This window comes from Pseudomonas sp. B13(2017), assembly GCF_002113245.1.
In the GTDB taxonomy this organism is placed as follows: Bacteria; Pseudomonadota; Gammaproteobacteria; order Pseudomonadales; family Pseudomonadaceae; genus Aquipseudomonas; species Aquipseudomonas putida_Z.
Genome location: NZ_NEJX01000001.1, coordinates 599,288 through 620,493 on the forward strand (window position 1 = coordinate 599,288; position 21,206 = coordinate 620,493).

The 21,206-nt window shown below is 64.7% G+C and carries 22 protein-coding genes; 9 read left to right on the forward strand and 13 right to left on the reverse strand.

Going from position 1 to position 21,206, the window contains the following annotated elements; translation table 11 throughout:
* The first annotated feature begins 8 nt into the window (after positions 1-8).
* Positions 9-896 carry a lysophospholipid acyltransferase gene (locus tag CAG44_RS02725; RefSeq protein ID WP_015268436.1) on the forward strand — a complete coding sequence of 296 codons (888 nt, stop codon included), beginning with the start codon at positions 9-11 and terminating at the stop codon, positions 894-896.
* 152 nt (positions 897-1,048) lie between these two features.
* On the opposite strand, the gene CAG44_RS02735 is transcribed toward CAG44_RS02725, so the two are convergent.
* Genes CAG44_RS02735 through def form a run of 5 tightly spaced genes read right to left on the reverse strand, consistent with a single transcriptional unit; the run spans position 1,049 to position 5,578 of the window.
* Positions 1,049-1,363 carry a tetratricopeptide repeat protein gene (locus tag CAG44_RS02735; protein ID WP_085691542.1) on the reverse strand — a complete coding sequence of 105 codons (315 nt, stop codon included), beginning with the start codon at positions 1,361-1,363 and terminating at the stop codon, positions 1,049-1,051.
* A gap of 11 nt (positions 1,364-1,374) precedes the next feature.
* Positions 1,375-2,748 carry a Trk system potassium transporter TrkA gene (gene trkA / locus CAG44_RS02740; RefSeq protein WP_013970264.1) on the reverse strand — a complete coding sequence of 458 codons (1,374 nt, stop codon included), beginning with the start codon at positions 2,746-2,748 and terminating at the stop codon, positions 1,375-1,377.
* Between the two features lie 23 nt (positions 2,749-2,771).
* Positions 2,772-4,082 (reverse strand): 16S rRNA (cytosine(967)-C(5))-methyltransferase RsmB, encoded by a 1,311-nt coding sequence (gene rsmB, locus CAG44_RS02745; protein WP_013970265.1) that lies wholly within the window; start codon positions 4,080-4,082, stop codon positions 2,772-2,774.
* On the reverse strand, positions 4,079-5,011 hold the full coding sequence (gene fmt, locus CAG44_RS02750) for a methionyl-tRNA formyltransferase (protein ID WP_085691543.1): 933 nt from the start codon (positions 5,009-5,011) through the stop codon (positions 4,079-4,081). The genes rsmB and fmt overlap by 4 nt, the downstream gene beginning before the upstream one ends.
* Positions 5,012-5,071: 60 nt before the next feature.
* Positions 5,072-5,578 carry a peptide deformylase gene (gene def, locus CAG44_RS02755; RefSeq protein ID WP_003260000.1) on the reverse strand — a complete coding sequence of 169 codons (507 nt, stop codon included), beginning with the start codon at positions 5,576-5,578 and terminating at the stop codon, positions 5,072-5,074.
* A gap of 207 nt (positions 5,579-5,785) precedes the next feature.
* Between def and dprA the strand changes: the two genes are divergently transcribed.
* The 3 genes from dprA (at position 5,786) to CAG44_RS02770 (ending at position 8,237) form a co-directional block, all read left to right on the forward strand.
* Positions 5,786-6,883: a DNA-processing protein DprA gene (gene dprA, locus CAG44_RS02760; protein ID WP_075046836.1), complete on the forward strand. Its 1,098-nt coding sequence runs from the start codon at positions 5,786-5,788 to the stop codon at positions 6,881-6,883.
* Positions 6,884-6,925: 42 nt separating this feature from the next.
* Positions 6,926-7,483: an L-threonylcarbamoyladenylate synthase gene (locus CAG44_RS02765; protein ID WP_085588893.1), complete on the forward strand. Its 558-nt coding sequence runs from the start codon at positions 6,926-6,928 to the stop codon at positions 7,481-7,483.
* 445 nt (positions 7,484-7,928) lie between these two features.
* Positions 7,929-8,237, forward strand: coding sequence for a hypothetical protein (locus tag CAG44_RS02770; protein ID WP_178076904.1), 309 nt, complete (start codon positions 7,929-7,931; stop codon positions 8,235-8,237).
* A 159-nt stretch (positions 8,238-8,396) separates the two neighbouring features.
* Here CAG44_RS02770 and CAG44_RS02780 read toward each other — a convergent pair whose 3' ends face one another.
* Complete coding sequence (locus CAG44_RS02780) at positions 8,397-9,374, reverse strand: NADPH:quinone reductase (RefSeq protein ID WP_025337189.1); 978 nt, start codon at positions 9,372-9,374, stop codon at positions 8,397-8,399.
* A 134-nt stretch (positions 9,375-9,508) separates the two neighbouring features.
* Between CAG44_RS02780 and hemF the strand changes: the two genes are divergently transcribed.
* Positions 9,509-10,420, forward strand: coding sequence for an oxygen-dependent coproporphyrinogen oxidase (gene hemF, locus CAG44_RS02785; protein ID WP_019098072.1), 912 nt, complete (start codon positions 9,509-9,511; stop codon positions 10,418-10,420).
* Between the two features lie 25 nt (positions 10,421-10,445).
* Complete coding sequence (gene aroE / locus CAG44_RS02790; protein WP_025337190.1) at positions 10,446-11,270, forward strand: shikimate dehydrogenase; 825 nt, start codon at positions 10,446-10,448, stop codon at positions 11,268-11,270.
* Positions 11,271-11,408: 138 nt separating this feature from the next.
* Here aroE and CAG44_RS02795 read toward each other — a convergent pair whose 3' ends face one another.
* From CAG44_RS02795 to betC, 3 genes are all read right to left on the reverse strand, one after another.
* Complete coding sequence (locus CAG44_RS02795; protein ID WP_085691544.1) at positions 11,409-12,974, reverse strand: SulP family inorganic anion transporter; 1,566 nt, start codon at positions 12,972-12,974, stop codon at positions 11,409-11,411.
* Positions 12,975-13,117: 143 nt separating this feature from the next.
* Positions 13,118-14,047: a choline ABC transporter substrate-binding protein gene (gene choX, locus CAG44_RS02805; protein ID WP_013970274.1), complete on the reverse strand. Its 930-nt coding sequence runs from the start codon at positions 14,045-14,047 to the stop codon at positions 13,118-13,120.
* 14 nt (positions 14,048-14,061) lie between these two features.
* Positions 14,062-15,579 carry a choline-sulfatase gene (betC, locus tag CAG44_RS02810; protein WP_085691545.1) on the reverse strand — a complete coding sequence of 506 codons (1,518 nt, stop codon included), beginning with the start codon at positions 15,577-15,579 and terminating at the stop codon, positions 14,062-14,064.
* Positions 15,580-15,687: 108 nt separating this feature from the next.
* On the opposite strand from betC, the gene CAG44_RS02815 reads away from it, so the two are divergent.
* Positions 15,688-16,587, forward strand: a complete 900-nt coding sequence (locus CAG44_RS02815) for a LysR family transcriptional regulator (protein ID WP_085664219.1) — start codon at positions 15,688-15,690, stop codon at positions 16,585-16,587.
* Positions 16,588-16,718: 131 nt separating this feature from the next.
* Here CAG44_RS02815 and CAG44_RS02820 read toward each other — a convergent pair whose 3' ends face one another.
* Positions 16,719-17,336 carry an NAD(P)-dependent oxidoreductase gene (locus CAG44_RS02820; protein WP_085588897.1) on the reverse strand — a complete coding sequence of 206 codons (618 nt, stop codon included), beginning with the start codon at positions 17,334-17,336 and terminating at the stop codon, positions 16,719-16,721.
* A gap of 52 nt (positions 17,337-17,388) precedes the next feature.
* On the opposite strand from CAG44_RS02820, the gene CAG44_RS02825 reads away from it, so the two are divergent.
* Entirely contained in the window at positions 17,389-17,721 is a 333-nt protein-coding gene (locus CAG44_RS02825; protein ID WP_013970278.1) for a DOPA 4,5-dioxygenase family protein, read from the forward strand.
* A 120-nt stretch (positions 17,722-17,841) separates the two neighbouring features.
* Here the strand turns inward: CAG44_RS02825 and trpA are convergent, their stop codons facing one another.
* Both trpA and trpB read right to left on the reverse strand, forming a co-directional pair.
* Entirely contained in the window at positions 17,842-18,651 is an 810-nt protein-coding gene (gene trpA, locus CAG44_RS02830) for a tryptophan synthase subunit alpha (protein WP_015268450.1), read from the reverse strand.
* Positions 18,648-19,865, reverse strand: coding sequence for a tryptophan synthase subunit beta (trpB, locus tag CAG44_RS02835; RefSeq protein ID WP_015268451.1), 1,218 nt, complete (start codon positions 19,863-19,865; stop codon positions 18,648-18,650). Before trpB ends, trpA begins: the two co-directional genes overlap by 4 nt.
* 107 nt (positions 19,866-19,972) lie before the next feature.
* Between trpB and CAG44_RS02840 the strand changes: the two genes are divergently transcribed.
* Entirely contained in the window at positions 19,973-20,869 is an 897-nt protein-coding gene (locus CAG44_RS02840; protein WP_085691546.1) for a LysR family transcriptional regulator, read from the forward strand.
* Here CAG44_RS02840 and CAG44_RS02845 read toward each other — a convergent pair.
* Positions 20,866-21,189, reverse strand: coding sequence for a YqjD family protein (locus CAG44_RS02845; RefSeq protein WP_003261039.1), 324 nt, complete (start codon positions 21,187-21,189; stop codon positions 20,866-20,868). The two genes, CAG44_RS02840 and CAG44_RS02845, sit on opposite strands and share 4 nt — an antisense overlap.
* Between the last annotated feature and the right edge of the window lie 17 nt (positions 21,190-21,206).

Genomic DNA, 21,206 nt, shown 5'->3' on the forward strand with positions numbered 1-21,206 from the left:
ATTCGCCTGTGGAAAAGTTCAAGGGCGCCCTGATGGTCGGGGTGCTGCGTCTGTTTGCCAAGCTGCCCTGGGGCGCTGTGCAGCGCGTCGGCGCCGGTATCGGCTGGCTGATGTGGAAGATCCCCAACGGCTCGCGCAATGTCGTGCGCATCAACCTGGCCAAGTGCTTCCCGGAGATGGACCCGGCCGAGCGCGAGCAGCTTGTTGGCCGCGCGTTGAAGGATATCGGTAAATCCTTCGTCGAAAGTGCCTGTGCCTGGATCTGGCCGCCGCAGCGCTCGCTGGAGCTGGTCAAGGAAGTGCACGGCCTGGAAGTGCTGGAGCAGGCCCTGGCCTCAGGCAAGGGCGTGGTCGGCATCACCAGCCACCTGGGCAACTGGGAAGTGCTGAACCACTTCTACTGCAACCAGTGCAAACCGATCATCTTCTACCGCCCGCCGAAGCTGAAGGCGGTGGATGACCTGCTGCGCGAGCAGCGGGTGCAGATGGGCAACCGCGTGGCGCCTTCGACCAAGGAAGGCATCCTCAGCGTGATCAAGGAGGTGCGCCGTGGTGGCCAGGTGGGTATTCCTGCCGACCCGGAGCCGGCAGAGTCGGCGGGGGTGTTCGTGCCGTTCCTGGGTACCCAGGCGCTGACCAGCAAGTTCGTGCCGAACATGCTGGCCGGGGGCAAGGCGGTGGGGGTGTTCCTGCATGCCCTGCGGCTGCCGGATGGCTCGGGCTTCAAGGTGTTCCTGGAGGCGGCGCCGGAAGAGATGTACAGCACCGACGTGACCGTGTCGGCAGCGGCGATGAGCAAGGTGGTCGAGCGCTATGTGCGCGAGTACCCGAGCCAGTACATGTGGAGCATGAAGCGCTTCAAGAAGCGCCCGGCTGGCGAGGCGCGCTGGTATTGAGATTTCAACTGTCCCTGTAGCAGGCTGAATACAACTCTGCCTGTTTTAGCAGGGACCCTGTGGGAGCGGGCGTGCCCGCGAACACCGGCGCAGCCGGTGCCAGTCACCGCGTTGAATTCTTCGCGGGCACGCCCGCTCCCACAGGGACCGCGTTAACCTGATGTCTTGTTGAGCTTCTTCAGGAACACGGTCATCTCTTTCTCGGCCTGCTTGTCCCCATGGGCCTGCGCCGCCACGATCCCCTCCTCCCAGGCCTTGCGCGCCGCCGCCAGGTCACCCTGCTGCTGATGCGCCTTGCCCAGCAGCTTCCACGCCGCCGAGTACTTCGGGTCCTGTTCCACGCACCGTGCCAGATGCACCGCCGCTTCAGCACCATTGCCTTCGTCCAGCCAGGCCTTGCCCAGGCCGAACCTCAACAACGGGTTATCCACACCCTTGGCCAGCATCTTCTCCAGCGATTCGCGCATGCCCTGTGCTCCTAGAAGAAACTCAAGCCGACGTGGAACAGCTTCTCCACATCCCGAATATGCTTTTTATCCACAACGAACAGGATCACATGGTCGCCCGATTCGATCATGGTGTCGTCGTGGGCAATCATCACCTCTTCGTCACGAATGATCGCGCCGATGGTAGTGCCCGGCGGCAGGGCGATGTCTTCGATCGCCTTGCCGACCACCTTGCTCGACTTCGAATCCCCGTGCGCCACCGCCTCGATCGCCTCGGCCGCGCCACGGCGCAGCGAGTGCACGCTGACGATGTCGCCCCGGCGCACATGCGCCAGCAAGGTGCCGATGGTGGCCAGCTGCGGGCTGATGGCGATGTCGATGTCGCCACCCTGCACCAGGTCGACATAGGCCGGGTTGTTGATGATGGTCATCACCTTGCGCGCACCCAGGCGCTTGGCCAGCAGCGACGACATGATGTTGGCCTCGTCGTCGTTGGTCAGGGCCAGGAAGATGTCGGCGTCGGCGATGTTCTCCTCCAGCATCAGGTCCTTGTCCGAGGCGCTGCCCTGCAGCACTACGGTGCTTTCCAGGGTGTCGGAAAGGTGTCGGCAACGGGCCGGGCTCATCTCGATGATCTTCACCTGGTAGCGGCTTTCGATAGCCTCGGCCAGGCGTTCGCCGATCTGCCCGCCACCGGCGATGACCACACGCTTGTTGGTTTCGTCGATACGGCGCAGCTCACCCATCACCGCGCGGATGTCCTTCTTCGCGGCGATGAAGAACACTTCGTCGTCTGCTTCGATCACCGTGTCGCCCCGCGGGGTGATCGGGCGGTCGCGGCGGAAGATGGCCGCCACGCGGGTGTCGACGTTGGGCATGTGCGCGCGGATCTGGCGCAATTGCTGGCCTACCAGCGGGCCACCGTAGTACGCCTTCACTGCCACCAGCTGGGCCTTGCCTTCGGCGAAGTCGATTACCTGCAGCGAGCCCGGGTGCTCGATCAGGCGCTTGATGTAGTTGGTCACTACCTGCTCGGGGCTGATCAGCACGTCGACCGGGATATGGTCGTTGTCGAACAGCTCTTCGCGGGTCAGGTAGGCCGACTCGCGCACCCGGGCGATCTTGGTCGGCGTGTGGAACAGCGAATAGGCCACCTGGCAGGCGACCATGTTAGTCTCGTCACTGTTGGTTACCGCCACCAGCATGTCGGCGTCGTCGGCACCGGCCTGGCGCAGCACCGTAGGCAGCGAGCCGCGGCCTTGCACGGTGCGGATGTCCAGGCGGTCGCCCAGGTCGCGCAGGCGGTCGCCGTCAGTGTCGACCACGGTGATGTCGTTGGCTTCGCTGGCCAGGTGCTCCGCCAGCGTACCGCCTACCTGCCCTGCGCCGAGGATGATGATCTTCATCCGCTACTCCCTACCTTTTGTTCTTATCCGCGCGAGGCGGCGATCTTGATCAGCTTGGCATAGTAGAAACCGTCGTGGCCGCCTTCCTGGGCCAGCAACTGGCGGCCGTGAGGCTGGCGCAGGCCGGCTTCGGTGGCCAGGTCCAGCTCACGGGCGCCCGGGGTGCGGGCGAGGAAGGCATCGATCACTTCGGTGTTCTCGGTCGGCAGGCTGGAGCAGGTGGCGTACAGCAGCATGCCGCCCACTTCCAGGGTCGGCCACAGGGCATCGAGCAGCTCGCCTTGCAGCGTGGCCAGGGCCGGGATGTCGTCGGCCTGACGGGTCAGCTTGATGTCCGGGTGACGGCGGATCACGCCGGTGGCCGAGCACGGTGCGTCGAGCAGGATGCGCTGGAACGGCTTGCCGTCCCACCAGCTGGCGGTGTCGCGGGCATCGCAGGCGATCAGCTCGGCGTCCAGTTGCAGGCGGTCGAGGTTCTCGCGCACGCGGGTCAGACGCTTGGCTTCGAGGTCGATGGCCACCACGTGGGCCAGGCCGGCTTCGGCTTCCAGCAGGTGGCAGGTTTTGCCGCCTGGTGCACAGCAGGCGTCGAGCACGCGCTGGCCGGGGGCCAGTTCCAGCAGGTCGGCGGACAGTTGCGCGGCTTCGTCCTGAACGCTCACCCAGCCTTCGGCAAAGCCTGGCAGGCCGCGCACATCGCAGGCTTCGGCCAACACGATACCGTCACGGCTGTACTGGCAGGCGCTGGCGCCAACACCTGCCTCGGCCAGCAGTGCCAGGTAGGCATCGCGGCTGTGGTGGCGGCGGTTGACCCGCAGGATCATCGGCGGGTGGGCGTTGTTGGCGGCGCAGATGGCCTCCCACTGCTCCGGCCAGAAGGCCTTGAGCGACTTCTGCAGCCAGCGCGGGTGGGCGGTGCGTACCACCGGGTCGCGCTCCATGCCGGCCAGCAACTCTTCGCCTTCGCGTTGGGCACGGCGCAGCACGGCATTGAGCAGGCCCTTGGCCCACGGCTTCTTCAGCTTGTCGGCACATCCGACAGTCTCGCCAATGGCCGCGTGGGCCGGGATACGGCTGTAGAACAGCTGGTACAGGCCGACCAGCAGCAGCGCCTGCACATCGGCATCGGCGGCCTTGAACGGCTTCTGCAGCAGTTGCGCGGCCAGCAGGTCGAGGCGTGGCTGCCAGCGCGCGGTGCCGAACGCCAGGTCCTGGGTCAGGCCGCGGTCGCGTTCATCGACCTTGTCCAGTTGCGCCGGCAGCGAGCTGTTCAGCGAGGCCTTGCCACTGAGCACAGCGGCAAGGGCACGGGCGGCGGCGAGGCGTGGGTTCATTGGCCCAGCACCTTGCCGCTGGCGAATTTCTCGCGACGGCTGTTGAACAGGTCGCTGAAGTTCAGCGGCTTGCCGCCGGGCAGTTGCAGACGGGTCAGGCTCAGCGCCTGGTCACCGCAAGCGACCACCAGGCCGTCCTTGCTGGCGGAGAGGATCTCGCCGGGGGTGCCTGTCGCTGTGGACAAGTTGGCGGCCAGCACTTTCACGCTTTCGCCATCGAGGGTGCTGTGGCAAACCGGCCACGGGTTGAAGGCACGGATCAGGCGTTCCAGCTCGACGGCCGGGCGGCTCCAGTCGATGCGTGCTTCGTCCTTGTTCAGCTTGTGCGCGTAGGTGGCCAGGGCATCGTCCTGCACTTCGCCTTGCAGCGAACCGTCGGCCAGGCCGGCAATGGCCTGGACGACTGCGGGCGGGCCCATCTCGGCCAAGCGGTCGTGCAGGCTGCCGCCGGTGTCTTCGGCGCTGATCGGGGTGACCACCTTGAGCAGCATCGGGCCGGTGTCCAGGCCCGCTTCCATACGCATCACGGTCACACCGCTCTCGGCGTCGCCGGCTTCCACGGCGCGCTGGATCGGTGCGGCACCGCGCCAGCGTGGCAGCAGGGAGGCATGGCTATTGATGCAGCCCAGGCGCGGGATATCCAGCACCACCTGCGGCAGGATCAGGCCATAGGCGACCACCACCATCAGGTCCGGCTTCAGCGCGGCCAGTTCGGCCTGGGCTTCGGCGTTGCGCAGGGTCGGCGGCTGGAACACCGGGATGTCATGGGCCACAGCCAGTTGCTTGACCGCGCTCGGCATCAGCTTCTGGCCGCGGCCGGCCGGGCGGTCGGGCTGGGTGTAGACGGCCACGATCTCGTAGGGGCTGTCGAGCAAGGCCTTGAGGTGTTCGGCGGCAAACTCTGGAGTGCCTGCAAAGACGATGCGCATGGAGTTCTCGCTTCAAAAAAGAAAAAGGCTTGCCGGAGCAAGCCTTCTGGAAGGTGGGGATCAGGCTTGCTGGCGGTGCTGCTTTTCCAGCTTTTTCTTGATCCGGTCGCGCTTGAGCTGCGACAGGTAGTCGACGAACAGCTTGCCGTTGAGGTGATCGAATTCGTGCTGCACGCACACCGCCAGCAGGCCTTCGCACTCCAGTTCGTACGGCTTGCCGTCGCGGTCCTGGGCCTTGACCCGCACACGCAGCGGGCGGTCGACGTTCTCGTAGAAGCCAGGTACCGACAGGCAGCCTTCCTGGTACTGGCCCATGTCATGGGTCAGCTCTTCGACCGTGGGGTTGATGAAGACGCGCGGCTCGCTGCGGTCTTCACTGAGGTCCATGACCACGACCTGCTGGTGCACGTTGACCTGGGTGGCCGCCAGGCCGATGCCAGGGGCTTCGTACATGGTTTCAAACATGTCGTCGATCAGCTGACGCAGGGCGTCGTCGAACACCGTCACCGGCTTGGCGATGGTGCGCAGGCGCGGGTCCGGGAATTCGAGAATGTTCAAGATGGCCATAAGGTCAGGCAGTCACTGTGCGTTCGGTTGAAAACTGAGCACACATAATAAAGGGAAACGGGGATTTCAGCACCTGGCAAAGCTCGGCTAGGGTTTTCAAGGGCCGCTTATAGCCCATTCGATGGACAGGTTGTCAAAGCGTTATCAACAAAGTTATCCACAGTTTGTGCCACGTCGATGGCCCCATTTCGATCAAGGATGATCCCCATGCAGACCTACCATTCGTCGCCTCTTCCGCCTGCCGAACTGGAGGCGCGATTACGCCTGCACCGGCTGCCGGAAACGGGATTGCGTCGTTTTAACACCTTGCTGGAGGCCTTTGGCAGTGCCTCTTCGGCACTGTGCGCACCGGCCGGCGCGTGGCGCGCATTGGGCATACCACAGGCCACCATCGATGCCCGGCGCAGTGCCGAAGTACGTGAGGGCGCACTGGCCGCAATGGCCTGGTTAGAGCGCCCGGGCCAGCATTTACTGATGTGGGACGGCCCTGGCTACCCGCCACTATTGGCGGAAATCGACGATGCCCCTCCGCTGCTTTTCGTCGCTGGCAACCCGGCCTTGCTCGAGCGCCCACAGCTGGCAATTGTGGGCAGCAGGCGTGCTTCACCCCCGGCGCTCGATACTGCTGCGGCATTTTCCCGCTACCTGGCGCAGGCCGGTTTCACCATTACCAGCGGCTTGGCCGTGGGCATCGACGGTGCCGCTCATCGGGCCGCATTGCAGGCTGGTGGGGGCACGGTTGGCGTGCTCGGTACGGGGTTGCAAAAACTTTATCCACAGCGCCACAAGTCGCTTGCGCAAGCGATGATCGACAACGGTAGCGCGCTGGTTTCCGAGTACCCGCTGGATGCCGGGCCGCTGCCCGGCAACTTCCCGCGGCGCAATCGCATCATCAGTGGCCTGTCGCTGGGCGTGCTGGTGGTCGAGGCCAGCCTGGCCAGTGGCTCGCTAATCACCGCACGCCTGGCTGCCGAGCAAGGCCGCGAGGTGTATGCCATACCGGGCTCCATTCACCACCCCGGTGCCAAGGGCTGCCACCAGTTGATCCGTGACGGCGCGCTGCTGGTGGAGAGCGTGGAGCAGATATTGGAAAGCCTGCAGGGCTGGCAGAACCTGCCGCCTGCGGTTGTGGATAAATTCGACCATCCCCTGCTCGCCCTGCTGCATGCTGCGCCACAAACCAGCGAAAGCCTGGCCCACTGCAGCGAGCTGCCGCTGGCCGACGTGCTGGCGCAGCTGACCGAACTGGAGCTGGAAGGCCGGGTCAGCAATGAAGCCGGGCGTTGGTTTGCCCGCGCGGGCTAAGTACACTGCTCACAAGCAAGGTATATAGGCGGAGTAACAGAAATGGTGAGCAGTTTTCGTGTGCAACAAGCCGCACGTGAGATCCGGGCGGGTGCAGTGATCGCCTACCCGACGGAAGCGGTCTGGGGCCTGGGCTGCGACCCGTGGAACGAGGACGCGGTGTATCGCCTGCTGGCGCTGAAGTCGCGGCCTGTGGATAAAGGCCTGATTCTGGTAGCCGACAACATCCGCCAGTTCGACTTCTTGTTTGAGGATTTCCCCGAAGACTGGATAGACCGCATGGGCAGCACCTGGCCGGGGCCGAACACCTGGCTGGTGCCGCACCAGGACCTGTTGCCCGAATGGGTTACCGGGCAACATGACACCGTGGCACTGCGGGTCAGTGACCACCCGTTGGTGCGCGAGCTGTGTGCGTTGGTGGGGCCGTTGATTTCCACTTCGTGCAACCCGGGCGGGCGCCCGGCGGCGAAGACCCGGTTGCGGGTGGAGCAGTACTTCCATGGCCAGCTGGATCTGGTGCTGGGTGGGGCGTTGGGTGGAAGGAAGAACCCGAGTGTGATTCGTGACCTGGTGACTGGCGAAGTCGTTCGCCCGGGCTGATACCGCTGGCGAGGGCTTCGCCCTCGATCGCCGGCAAGCCAGCTCCCACAGGTACTGCACATGACTTGAAATCGGTGCGGTCGGTGTGGGAGCTGGCTTGCCGGCGATTGGGCTGCAAAGCGGCCCCAGAACCCCGCAGATTTTTCTGATTTTGTCTCGAATGGCTGTCCAGCTTGCGGCTTGGGAAATATCCTACGAGCCGCGTCCTCTGCCATCACCTTCTCACTGGGAACCTCTGCCCTTAGGCTTCAGCCGTCGCCGAATAACTCGGCGATCGGGTGTGGTAACCCGGGTTCTGGGTGATCTTGGCAGTCCATGGCGGCTGTTCGCAGGAGGCTTCGTGCCTGCTGGGTTTTAGATCTCCCACCCGGTTTACCACCCTGCGTACAGCTGCCACCTATTCGTGTGGTAACGACTGGGTGGTGCCATGAAGCGAGATCTAGTGATGAAGAAGATTGTCCCCGATCCACCCCTACCCTGCACATCCACCCGCCCCTTCGGCCGCTGCGACGCCGGCCACGAACCGCTGTTCACCGTAAACCCGAACATTTCCGCCGAGGACGCCTTGGTTCATGTAGCTCTGTATCTGCGAGGCGCCTACGAAACGGGTTCGAAAGCCCTCGAGTACCTGCGCGAAGAAGGCCGTGGCATGTATTGGTCGAGCCTGCATTCCATTGAATTGGCGGAGGGATTGGTGGAGGCGATTCTCGATGGTATCGAGTCGATGCCAACCACCCGTCCTCCACAGGCATAGCGCCATATTCAAGGCCGACGCAGTACCTGTGGGAGCGGGCGCGCCCGCGAACACCGGCGCAGCCGGTGCCATGCACCGCGGTGCTTGCTTCGCGGGCATGCCCGCTCCCACAGGGATAGCGCTGTATTCAACGCCGACGCAGTACCTGTGGGAGTGAACTCAAGGAAGCAGAATTGTGGAACCCACAGTCCGCCGAGCCGACAGCTCCGCCTGTGCTTTGGCCGCCTCGCTGAGCGGATACCGCTGTTGGATATCCACAACCAGCTTGCCGCTGCCAATCATCGCAAACAGGTCATCGGCCATGGCCTGGGTATTCTCGGCATTGTTGGCATAGGTCGCCAAAGTCGGCCGGGTCACATACAGCGACCCTTTCTGCGCCAGAATCCCCAGATTCACCCCGCTCACTGCCCCCGAGGCATTGCCAAAGCTCACCATCAATCCGCGCGGCTGCAGGCAGTCCAGCGAGGTCAGCCAGGTGTCGGCACCCACACCGTCATACACCACCGGGCATTTCTTGCCGTCGGTCAGCTCCAGCACCCGCTGGGCCACGTCTTCACGGCTGTAATCGATGGTCGCCCACGCCCCCAGCGCCTTGGCCCGCTCGGCCTTTTCGGCAGAACTCACTGTCCCGATCAGCTTGGCGCCCAAGGCCTTGGCCCACTGGCACGCCAACGAACCCACGCCGCCAGCTGCTGCGTGGAACAGGATCACGTCACCCGCCTTCACCTCATAGGTCTGCTTCAGCAGGTACTGCACGGTCAAACCCTTGAGCATCACCGCCGCCGCCTGCTCGAAGCTGATGTTGTCGGGCAGCTTCACCAGGTTGGCTTCCGGCAGCGTATGCACCTCGCTGTACGCGCCCAGCGGGCCGCCGGCATGGGCCACGCGGTCACCCACTTTCAGCCGGGTCACGCCCTCGCCCACGGCCTCGACCACGCCAGCCGCTTCAGTGCCCAGCCCCGAAGGCAGGGATGGCGGTGCATACAGCCCGCTGCGGAAGTAGGTATCGATGAAGTTCAGGCCGATCGCATGGTTACGCACACGCACCTGCTGTGGCCCTGGCGGGGCTGGTTCGAATTCCACAAACTGCAGCACTTCCGGGCCGCCATGCTGGCTGAACTGGATACGCTTGGCCATCTCGCACTCCTGTCGTATGGGTCGGGAAAGGCCTTCTATCGGACGCCTTTGCTTGATCGCCGTCAACTGCGGCGCGCGGGCTGGGGGTGGTATGCTACGCGGCGAATTCTTCCCTGCCCGTTCCTGGTGACCCGATGACTAGCCGCACCGAGGCCGTGAAAGCCTACCTGCTCGACCTGCAAGACCGCATCTGCTCTGCCCTCGAAGCTGAAGACGGCGGCGCCCGCTTCGTCGAGGACGCCTGGGTGCGCGAAGCCGGTGGCGGGGGCCGCACGCGGGTGATCGGCGATGGCAAGGTGATCGAGAAAGGCGGGGTCAACTTTTCCCACGTGTTCGGCGCTGGTCTGCCGCCGTCGGCCAGTGCCCACCGCCCCGAGCTGGCGGGCCGTGGCTTCGAGGCCCTGGGCGTGTCGCTGGTGATCCACCCGCACAACCCGCATGTGCCCACTTCCCACGCCAACGTGCGCTTCTTCATCGCCGAAAAGGAAGGTGAAGAGGCGGTCTGGTGGTTCGGCGGCGGCTTCGACCTGACCCCGTACTATGGCAATGAGGAAGACTGCATCCACTGGCACCGTGTGGCCGAGCAGGCCTGTGCGCCGTTCGGCGCCGACGTGTACCCGCGCTACAAGGCCTGGTGCGACCGCTACTTCCACCTCAAGCACCGTGGCGAGCCACGCGGCATCGGTGGCCTGTTCTTCGATGACCTGAACGAGTGGGACTTCGACACCTGCTTCGCCTTCATCCGCGCCATCGGCGACGCCTACGTCAACGCCTACCTGCCGATCATCCAGCGCCGCAAGGACACCCCTTACACCCCGCAGCAGCGTGAGTTCCAGGAATACCGCCGTGGCCGCTACGTGGAGTTCAACCTGGTCTACGACCGTGGCACCCTGTTCGGCCTGCAGTCCGGTGGCCGCACCGAGTCCATCCTCATGTCGCTGCCGCCGCAGGTGCGCTGGGGCTACGACTGGAAGGCCGCGCCCGGCAGTGAAGAAGCGCGCCTGACCGAGTACTTCCTGCAGGACCGCGACTGGCTCGGCCAGTAAGCCTGTGGATAATCAAGGAGCCGTCATGGACCAGTACGTCGTTTTTGGTAACCCCATCGGCCACAGCAAGTCGCCGCTGATCCATCGCCTGTTCGCCGAACAGACCGGCCAGGACCTGGAATACGCCACCCTGCTGGCGCCGCTGGACGAGTTCAGCGACTGCGCGCGCGGCTTCTTCAAGCAAGGCCGCGGTGGCAACGTCACCGTGCCGTTCAAGGAAGAGGCCTTCCGCCTGTGCGACAGCCTGACCCCGCGTGCCCAGCGCGCTGGCGCGGTGAACACGCTGAGCAAGCTGGCCGATGGCAGCCTGCAGGGCGACAACACCGATGGCGCTGGCCTGGTGCGCGACCTGACGGTGAATGCGGGGGTCGAGCTGGCGGGCAAACGCATTCTGATCCTGGGTGCTGGTGGTGCGGTGCGTGGCGTGCTGGAGCCGATCCTGGCGCACAAGCCGCAGTCGCTGGTGATTGCCAACCGGACTGTGGAGAAGGCCGAGCAGCTGGCGCGTGAGTTCGATGAGCTGGGGCCGGTGGTAGCCAGCGGGTTTGCCTGGTTGCAGGAACCGGTGGATGTGATCATCAATGCCACCTCGGCGAGCCTGGCCGGTGAGTTGCCGCCGATTGCCGACAGCCTGGTCGAGGCGGGGCGCACGGTTTGCTACGACATGATGTATGGCAAGGAGCCTACGCCGTTTTGCCAGTGGGCAGAGAAGCTGGGGGCGGCCAAGGTGCTGGATGGGCTGGGGATGCTGGCTGAGCAGGCGGCTGAGGCTTTCTTTATCTGGCGTGGGGTGCGGCCGGATACGGCGCCAGTGTTGGCTGAGTTGCGCCGGCAGCTGGCTCGGGGCTGAGATTGTTGGGGGCCGCTTTGCGGCCCATCGCAGGCAAGCCAGCTCCCACAGGGATATCACAAGGCCTGAGGCCGGCGCTGTCCCTGTAGGAGCTGGCTTGCCTGCGATGGGCTGCAAAGCAGCCCCAATATCTCAGCCTCACTCCTCAAACCGGATCGGGCACAGCTCCACCCCTTCCAGCTTCTGCAACTCCTCGATCACCTGCGGCCTGGCCCGGTGCAGGGTCAGACTCCCCCCCGCCCGCCGCAACCGCCGCGCCTCGCGGTGCAACATATCCACACCCGAGTAATCGATGAAGTTCACCTGCCGCGCATCGATCACCACATGCGGCCCCTGGCAGCGCTGCAAGCGCACCTGCAGGTAATGCGCCGCACCAAAGAAGATCGACCCGCCCACCCGCAGCACGTCCGCCTCCCCTTCGCGGCTCTGCTGTACCCGTGGCCGTGAAGTGCGCTTCAGATAGAAGAACAGCGACGCCAGCACTCCGGCATAAATCGCCGTCTGCAGCTCCAGCAACAAGGTCGCTGCCGCCGTCAGCGCCATTACCAGAAACTCCGAGCGGCTGACCCGGAACAGCGCACGAATCCCCCGGTGGTCCACCAACCCCCAGCAGATCAGCAGGATGCTGCCGGCCATGGCCGGAATCGGCAGGTGCGCGATCAGACCGGCCCCGGCAACGGCGAACACCGCCACCCACAGCGCCGAGAATACCCCGGCCATGGGCGAGCGGGCGCCGGCGTCGTAGCTCAGCCCGGAGCGGGTGAAGGAGCCGGAAGACAGGTAGCCAGAGAAAAACGCACCGACGATGTTCGACAGGCCCTGTGCGCGTATTTCCTGGTCTGCGTCGATCAACTGCTCTGAACGTGCCGACAACGAGCGGGCAATCGACAGACTGGTGACCAACCCGAGCATGCCCACTGCCACGGCGCTGGGCAGCAGGCGCAGGATCAGTTCCACATCCAGCAAGGGCAGTGGGCTGAAGGGTGGCAGCTGGCCGGTGAATGCCGGCACACGCGGCACATGGCCAAAGAACCCAGGCAGCAGCCAGGCCAGAAGGCTTACCAAAATCAGGCTTATCAACAGGCTGGGCCAGCGTGGGCGCCAGAGCTTGAAGGCCACGCCGATCGCCACTGTGGCCAGGCCCAGAATCAAGGAAGGCAGGTCGACCTCGCCGGCATGGCTGGCCAGGTCCTGCACGGTCTTCAGCGCCGTGGCCTGGCTTGGCAGGTCCATGCCCAGCAGGTTGGGCAGCTGGCCCAGGGCAATGACGACAGCGGCGCCCAGGGTGAAGCCGAGCACCACGGAATGGGAGACGAAATTGACCAGTGCGCCGAAGCGCAAAAGCCCCAGCAGCAACTGGAAGATGCCGCCGACGAAGGTCAGCAGCAGCACCAAGGTGACGTAGTCGGCGCTGCCTGTCACGGCCAGCGGGCTGATGCTGGCGTAGAGGACGATGGAGATGGCAGCCGTCGGGCCACAGATCAGGTGCCAGGACGAGCCCCACAGGCAGGCGATCAGCACTGGCACGATGGCGGCGTACAGTCCGTACTCGGCCGGCAGGCCGGCGATCAGGGCATAGGCGATGGATTGCGGCAGGGCGAGGATTGCACCGCTCAGGCCCACCAGCAGGTCCTGGCGCAGGCTGCGGCCCGATTGGCGGGGGAGCCAGGAGAGGAAGGGCAGCAGGTGAGTGAGGCGATGCATGGGTTATCCACATTCCTTACTGTTTCGCCAATTCCTGTGGGAGCGGGCGCGCCCGCGAAGAAGCCGCCGCGGTGGATGGCACCGGCTTCGCCGGTGTTCGCGGGCATGCCCGCTCCCACAGGGATAGAGGTTTGCTTGTGAGGTTACAGTTTGGCTTTGACGGCCTCCAGCGCATTGCCATCGGCCTTGGTCGTCACCCCGGCCAACCACCCTTCCAGCAACTCGGGGTGCGCCTTCAGCCAAGCCTTGGCCGCATCATCGAAGCTGATCTTCTTGTCCACAACTTCGGCCATGATGGTGTTTTCCATGTCCAGCGTGAACTTCAGGTTGCCCAGCAGCTTGGCCGCATTCGGGCAGGCTTGTGGATAACCCTTGCGGGTCAGGGTATACACCTCGCCCTTGCTGCCAAACCACTTCTCCCCGCCGCTCAGGTAATGCATCTTCAGCTTCACGTTCATCGGGTGCGGGGTCCAGCCGAGGAAGGTGATGAACTGCTGTTTCTTCACCGCCCGGTCGACCTGCGCCAGCATCGCCTGCTCGCTGGACTCCACCAGCTTCCACTGGCCGAGGTTGAATTCATTCTTGTCGATGATTTCCTTCAACGACAGGTTGGCCGGTGCCCCGGAACCGATCCCGTACAGCTTCTTGTCGAACTGGTCGGCGTGTTTCTGCAAGTCGGCAAAATCCTTCACCCCGGCATTCCACACATAGTCGGGCACTGCCAGGGTGAACTCGGTTCCTTCCAGGTTGCGTGAAAGCTGCTGCACATCGCCGTTGGCGATGAACTTGTCATGAAAGCCCTGCTGTGCCGGCATCCAGTTGCCGAGGAAGGCATCGACGCGGCCATCCTTGAGGCCGCCGTAGATGATCGGCACGGCCAGGCTGTCGATTTTCACCTGGTAACCCAGGCTTTCCAGAAGCAGGCGGGCCAAGGCGTTGGTCGTGGCGATGTCGCTCCAGCCGGGGTCGGCCATCTTCACGGTGGTGCATTGCGCGTCGCTGTCGGCGGCGTGGGCCGTGGCGGTACCCAGGCTCAGGGCCAGGGCGAACACGGCGGCGGAGAACTTGTGCATGGCGGCCTCTCTTCTCAATCCAGGGGGGCGGGCTGTGGATAACGTGCCTTGCGCTCGAGGTCGTCGAGATCGATGTGGTTGCGCATGTACTGTTGGCTGGCGTCCACCAGCGGTTGGTGGTCCCAGCTTTTCAGCTTGCCGATGGCCAGCGCCTCGGCCACCAGGCGGCGGCGCCGCTGGCTGGCAAGAACCTGCTGGCGCAGGCTGGGGATATCCCAACGTTGCTGTGCTTCATCGACAAATGCCTGCAGCAGCGCCTGGTGTTCCGGGCTGCCGGTGAGGTTCTCCCGCTCGTGCGGGTCGCGGCTCAGGTCATAGAGTAGGCATGGGTCGTCTTCGCTGTACACGAACTTGTGCGGCCCGCGGCGGATCATCATCAGCGGGCCGACGGTGCCTTCGGCCATGTATTCGCCGATCACTTCGTCATGGCCGCCCTGCCCTTGCAGGTGGCCGACCAGCGAGCGGCCATCCAGGTGCAGGTGGTTATCCACAGCACCTCCGGCCAGCTCGACCAGGGTCGGCAGCAGGTCGCAGGTGGACACCGAGGCGCTGACCCTGGCTGGCGCGAAGTGCTTCGGCGCGTGCACCAGCAGCGGCACCCGCGCCGACATCTCGAACCAGTGCATCTTGTACCAGAGGCCACGCTCGCCAAGCATGTCGCCGTGGTCGCCGGAGAACACGATCAGGGTGTCGTCGGCCAGGTTGCATTCCTCCAGGGTCTGCAGCAGCAGGCCGATATTGTCATCGATGTAGCTGCAGGCGCCGAAGTAGGCACGGCGGGCGTCACGGATCTTGTCCACAGGCAGCGGCTTGTTCCACAGGTCGTAGACCTTCAGCAGGCGCTGTGAGTGCGGGTCGAGTTCTGCCTGGTCGAATTCGGCGCGGGGCATGGGGATATCCACACCCTCGTAGCGATCCCAATAGCGCCGGGGGATGGTGTAGGGGTCGTGCGGGTGGGTCATCGACACGGTCAGGCAGAACGGTCGACCATCGTTTTCGCGCACATGGTCGTACAGGTACTGGCGCGCCTTGAACACCACCTCCTCGTCGAAATCCAGCTGGTTGGTGCGCACGCACGGGCCGGCCTGCAGTACCGAGGACATGTTGTGATACCAGCTCGGGCGCACGTCCGGCTCATCCCAGTTCACCGCCCAGCCGTAGTCGGCGGGGTAGATGTCGCTGGTCAGGCGTTCTTCGTAGCCATGCAGTTGGTCCGGGCCGCAGAAGTGCATCTTGCCCGACAGCGCGGTGCGGTAGCCAAGGCGGCGCAGATAGTGGGCGTAGGTCGGCACATCGGCGGGGAAGTCGGCGGCGTTGTCGTAGGCGCCGATGCGACTGGGCAACTGGCCGCTGACCAGGGTAAAGCGCGACGGCGCGCACAACGGGCTGTTGCAGTAAGCCGAGTCGAACACCACCGCCTGTTCGGCAAGGCGGCTCAGGTGCGGCATCTGGATCGGCGAAGAGGCGTAGATCGGCAGCAAGGGCGCGGCCATCTGGTCGGCCATGATGAACAGGATATTCGGGCGCGTCATGGTGGCTTCCATCGTTGAGGGTTATGCGAACCGCTTGCCTATCAAGATGCGACTTTGGATAACATGGGTAAAGCCCACGGTGGGCAATGACTGGGATTAGCCACGCTTATGTTTGACCACCTTGCCGAGCTGTCGCTGGATACCTTGCGCGTGTTCGAGGCCGCCGCACGGTTGCGCGGCTTTACCGCCGCGGCGCTGGAGCTGGGTACCACGCAGCCAGCGGTGAGCCAGCAAGTAAAACGGCTGGAGGCACAGTTGGGCACGCGCCTGTTCGACCGCATTTACCGGGGTATCGAGCTGACCGAGGCTGGCCAGGTGCTGTTCGAACAGGTGCATCAGGGCCTGCAGGCCATGGAGGACGGCATCGCCCAGGCCAGTGGGCGCGGCCAGCGCGAAGTGCTGCAGGTGGCTACCGACTTCGCCTTTGCGGCGTTCTGGCTGATGCCACGGCTGCAGCGTTTTCACGAGGCTTATCCACAGGTGGACGTGAGCCTGGTGACCGGTGAGCGCAGTCAGGGCATGTTGCGACCGGACATCGATGTGGCGGTGCTGTTTGGCGACGGGCGTTTTCACCAGGGCGAGAGCCGCTGGCTCTTCGATGAGGAGGTTTTCCCTGTGTGCAGCCCCCGGCTGATTCATGGCAAACCCTTGTCAGCCGTGGCTTTGCAACGATTGCCCTTGCTGCACTTGAAGGGCGAGCAGGCTAGCCGTTGGTTTGACTGGGCGGGGGTGTTTCGCGGGTTTGGTGTGGCCAGCCCGCCGCCGGCCGGGCAGTTGCGGTTTGATAACTATACGTTGTTGATCCAGGCGGCGATTGCCGGGCAAGGGGTGGCGATTGGCTGGGGGCACCTGGTGGATGGGCTGGTGGAGCAGGGGTTGCTGTGCCGGCCGTTGGAGGGGAGTTTGCGCTCGGCGCGTGGGTATTACGCGGTGCTGCCACCACGCAAGCGGCGTGGGGCGTTGATCGAGCGGTTTGTGGATTGGCTGGAGCGCGAGCGCAGCCTGTGACATCCCCGGGGCCGCTTTGCGGCCCATCGCCGGCAAGCCAGCTCCCACAGGTGCTGTACAAGCCTGGGGCATGGCGCCGTCCCTGTGGGAGCTGGCTTGCCGGCGATGGGCTGCACAGCAGCCCCGGCAATCTAGACCACGAAGTTCAGATGCTCGCCCCGGTGCAAATCCAGCTCCAGCATATCCACCATCCCTGCCGCGACCCTGGCCAGGTGCCGCAACGGCTCGGCCAACCCCGGCTCCAGCGTACCTTCGGTGCTGCGAAAATGCTCCATCCCCAACCCGGCCAGTTCCTGCGGGGCATTGATCAGCGTCCAGTGCAACGCACTGCGCTGTAACCCGTCCACCACCTGGTCCACACACTCCCGCTCCGCCTCGCTGTACTTGCCCGGCTCATCCAGCACATCGAAATCGCCCACCAGCAGCAGCCGGCGTATAGTCGTACGCTTCAGCCCCGCCACCAGCGCCTCGCTCATGCGGGCTTGCCCGGGCAGATCGCCCGGCGCCAGCGTAGACAACAGGGCAATTACTGCCGACCCGCCTGCCGCGCCCTGCTCCGCCTGGTCGGCATCGCCCAGCCCGCCTATCTTGAAATGCAGGCCGGGGCGCGGCGCGTGGCGGTTGAGGTCGTCGACCACGGCGGTGACTTCGTGCTGGCGCGACAGCAGCTCTACCATCAGGGCGTTGCCCAGGCTGCTTTCAGGCCCGAACAGGACCAGTTTGAACACTGGGGTTTCGGCGTTTTTCACTGCATCACTCCCTTTGCAGGTGGTGATGGTTGGACCGCAATCAGGAGTTATCGTGCAGAGGATCAAGGGTTACCACGCCCACGTTTACTACGACGCAGCGACCATGGACCAGGCCCGTGAACTGTGCGAGGAGGCGGCGCGGCTGTTTCCCGTGACCATGGGGCGCATGCACCAGAAACCGGTGGGGCCGCACCCGGACTGGAGCTGCCAGCTGGCCTTCGAGCCGGAGTTTGTGGGGGTGGTGCTGCCGTGGTTGGCGCTGTATCGGAAGGGGTTGGTGGTGTTCATGCACCCGCTGACCGGTGATGAACTGGCGGACCACCGTGACCATGCGATCTGGATGGGGGCGGTGCGGCCGCTGGATCTGTCGATTTTCGGGGGTTAGATCTTCATGGTCTGTACTGGCCTCATCGCCGGCAAGCCAGCTCCCACAGGGATATCACAGGGCCTGAGGGCGGCGCTGTACCTGTGGGAGCTGGCTTGCCGGCGATGAAGGCGACGCGGTTCAGCGCCGGGCGCCGCGCACCCCTTCAGCCAGTGCCGAGCACAGGCTCAATACATCGTTGACTGCCTGCTCGGCACTCTTGGCCTGGGCAATCTTGTCGACCAGTGCCGAGCCCACCACCACGCCGTCCGACAGGCGGGCAATGGCCGCAGCCTGCTCCGGCGTACGAATGCCGAAACCAACGCTGATCGGCAGATCGGTATGCCGACGCAGGCGGGCAATGGCTTCGGTCACGTGCTCGGTGGTCGCCGAGCCGGCGCCGGTCACACCGGCCACCGACACGTAGTAGACGAACCCGGAGCTGCGCTCCAGCACGCGCGGCAGGCGCGCGTCGTCTGTGGTCGGGGTGGTCAGGCGGATGAAGTCGATACCCGCAGCCTGGGCCGGGGTCGCCAGTTCGGCGTCGTGCTCTGGCGGCAGGTCGACGATGATCAGGCCATCGACACCCGCTTGCTTGGCTTCGGCCACGAACTTCTCCACGCCAAAGCGGTGGATCGGGTTGTAGTAACCCATCAGTACGATCGGTGTGGCCTGGTTATCCACACGGAATTCGCGAACCATCTGCAGGGTCTTGGCCAGGGTCTGGCCGGCTTCCAGGGCACGCAGGGTGGCCAGCTGGATGGCCACGCCGTCGGCCATCGGGTCGGTGAACGGCATGCCCAGCTCGATCACGTCGGCACCGGCTGCCGGCAGGCCCTTGAGGATCTGCAGCGAGGCGTCATAGCCCGGGTCGCCCGCGGTGACGAAGGTGACCAGTGCCGAGCGGCCTTCGGCCTTCAGCTCGGCGAAGCGTTGTTCAAGACGGCTCATGCCTGTTTCTCCTGGGCGGCCATGTGGTTCATGACGGTTTGCATGTCTTTGTCGCCGCGGCCCGACAGGCACACGACCATCAGGTGGTCCTTGGGCAGCTTCGGTGCGCGCTTGATCGCTTCGGCCAGGGCGTGGGAGCTTTCCAGGGCCGGGATGATGCCTTCCAGGCGGCAGGTGGCGTGGAACGCATCCAGCGCTTCGTCGTCGGTGATGCTGACGTACTCGACACGCTTCACTTCGTGAAGGTAAGCGTGCTCCGGGCCGATGCCCGGGTAGTCCAGGCCGGCGGAAATCGAGTGGGCGTCGGTGATCTGGCCGTCTTCGTCCTGCAGCAGGTAGGTGCGGTTGCCGTGCAGCACGCCCGGTACCCCGCCGTTCAGGCTGGCGGCGTGTTTGTCGGTGTGCACGCCATGGCCACCGGCTTCGACGCCGATGATCTGCACGCTTGGCTCTTCGAGGAACTCATGGAACAGGCCCATGGCGTTGGAGCCGCCACCGACGCAGGCAACCAGGCTGTCTGGCAGGCGGCCTTCCTTCTCTTGCAGCTGGGCGCGGGTTTCCTTGCCGATGATCGACTGGAAGTCGCGGACCATGGCCGGGTACGGGTGCGGGCCGGCCACGGTGCCGATCAGGTAGAAGGTGTCTTCGACGTTGGTGACCCAGTCGCGCAGAGCCTCGTTCATGGCGTCCTTCAGGGTGCCGGTGCCGGCGGTGACCGGGACGATCTCGGCGCCCAGCAGCTTCATGCGGAACACGTTGGCCTGCTGGCGCTCGATGTCGGTGGCGCCCATGTAGATCACGCAAGGCAGGCCGAAGCGGGCAGCGACGGTGGCGGTGGCCACGCCGTGCATGCCGGCGCCGGTTTCGGCGATCAGGCGCTTCTTGCCCATGCGCTTGGCCAGCAGCACCTGGCCAATGCAGTTGTTCACCTTGTGCGCGCCGGTGTGGTTGAGTTCTTCACGCTTGAAGAAGATCTTCGCGCCGCCGCAGTGCTCGGTCAGGCGCTCGGCGAAGTACAGCGGGTTGGGGCGGCCGATGTAGTCGCGCTGGAAGTAGGCCAGCTCTTCGAGGAACTTGGGGTCTGCCTTGGCCGCTTCGTATTCGCGGGCCAGGTCCAGCACCAGTGGCATCAGGGTTTCGGCCACGTAGCGGCCGCCGAACGAGCCGAACAGGCCGTTGGCGTCGGGGCCGGGGCGGTATTGGGACTGGGTCATGGGGCGCTCCAGGGCGTAATGAATGAGTGATGGGCTTTACTCTAACCACGGCAAGCCCGGCTGAAAACCGATAAGATTGCGCAAACTTGTCAGAAAAACTCACAGGTATGGCCCACGACCTCCCTCCCCTAAACGCCCTGCGGGCCTTCGAGGCTACCGCACGGCTCAACAGCGTCAGCCAGGCGGCCGAAGCGCTGCACGTCACCCATGGCGCCGTCAGCCGGCAGATCAAGGTACTTGAAGAGCACCTGGGCGTAGCGCTGTTCATGAAGGACGGGCGTGGCATCAAACTCACAGATGCCGGCGTACGTCTGCGCGATGCCAGTAGCGAAGCCTTCGACCGCCTGCGCAGCGTGTGCGCCGAGCTCAGCCACGATGTCAGCGAGGCGCCGTTTGTGCTGGGCTGCTCGGGCAGCCTGCTGGCGCGCTGGTTCATCCCGCGGTTGGGGCGGTTGCAGGCGGATTTGCCTGAGCTGCGCCTGCACCTGTCGGCCGGTGAAGGCGATCTGGACCCGCGGCGGCCAGGGCTGGATGCGCTGCTGGTGTATGCCGAGCCGCCATGGCCGGCGGACATGCAGGTGCATGTGCTGGCCGAGGAGCGCATCGGGCCGGTGCTCAGCCCGCATTTCGCCGGTTTCGAGCGCTTGCAGGGCGCGCCGGCCAAGGCCTTGCTGGGCGAAGCCTTGCTGCACACCACCTCGCGCCCGCAGGCTTGGCCGACCTGGGCGCTGGAACAGGGGTTGGAGCCGGCGACCCTGCACTATGGCCAGGCTTTCGAGCACCTGTATTACCTGCTGGAAGCTGCGGTGGCCGGGTTGGGTGTGGCGATTGCGCCGCAGCCGCTGGTCGCTGATGACCTGCGGGCGGGCCGTTTGAGTGCGCCGTGGGGCTTTTCACCTACCCCTGCGGCATTGGCGCTGTGGGTGCCCAGGCGCGCCGCGGACGGGCGCGCCGAGCAGTTGGCGCAGTGGCTAAGGGCAGAACTGGCGCGACAGGGCGCTTAGTTGCGTTTGCACATCAGGTACGCCGCCAGCAGGCCTAGCGCGCCAATGGCGACGCCGGCGGTGGTGTACGGGTGTTCCTGGGCATAGTCGCGGGTGGCGATGCCGGTCTGGCGGGTGCGGTGCTTCACTTCCTCGTAGGCATCGCTCAACAGGTGGCGCGAATGGCGCAGGGCACTCTCGGCGTTGCTGCGGATTGCCTTCACCGATTTCTGGGACTCCTCCGACGCATCATGCTTGAGGTTTTCCAGGCTTTTCAGAAGGCTCTCGATCTCCGCTTCCATGCTTTCCAGGGACGTTCTACGCAGCGAATTGCGGTGCATGTTGACTCTCCTTTGCA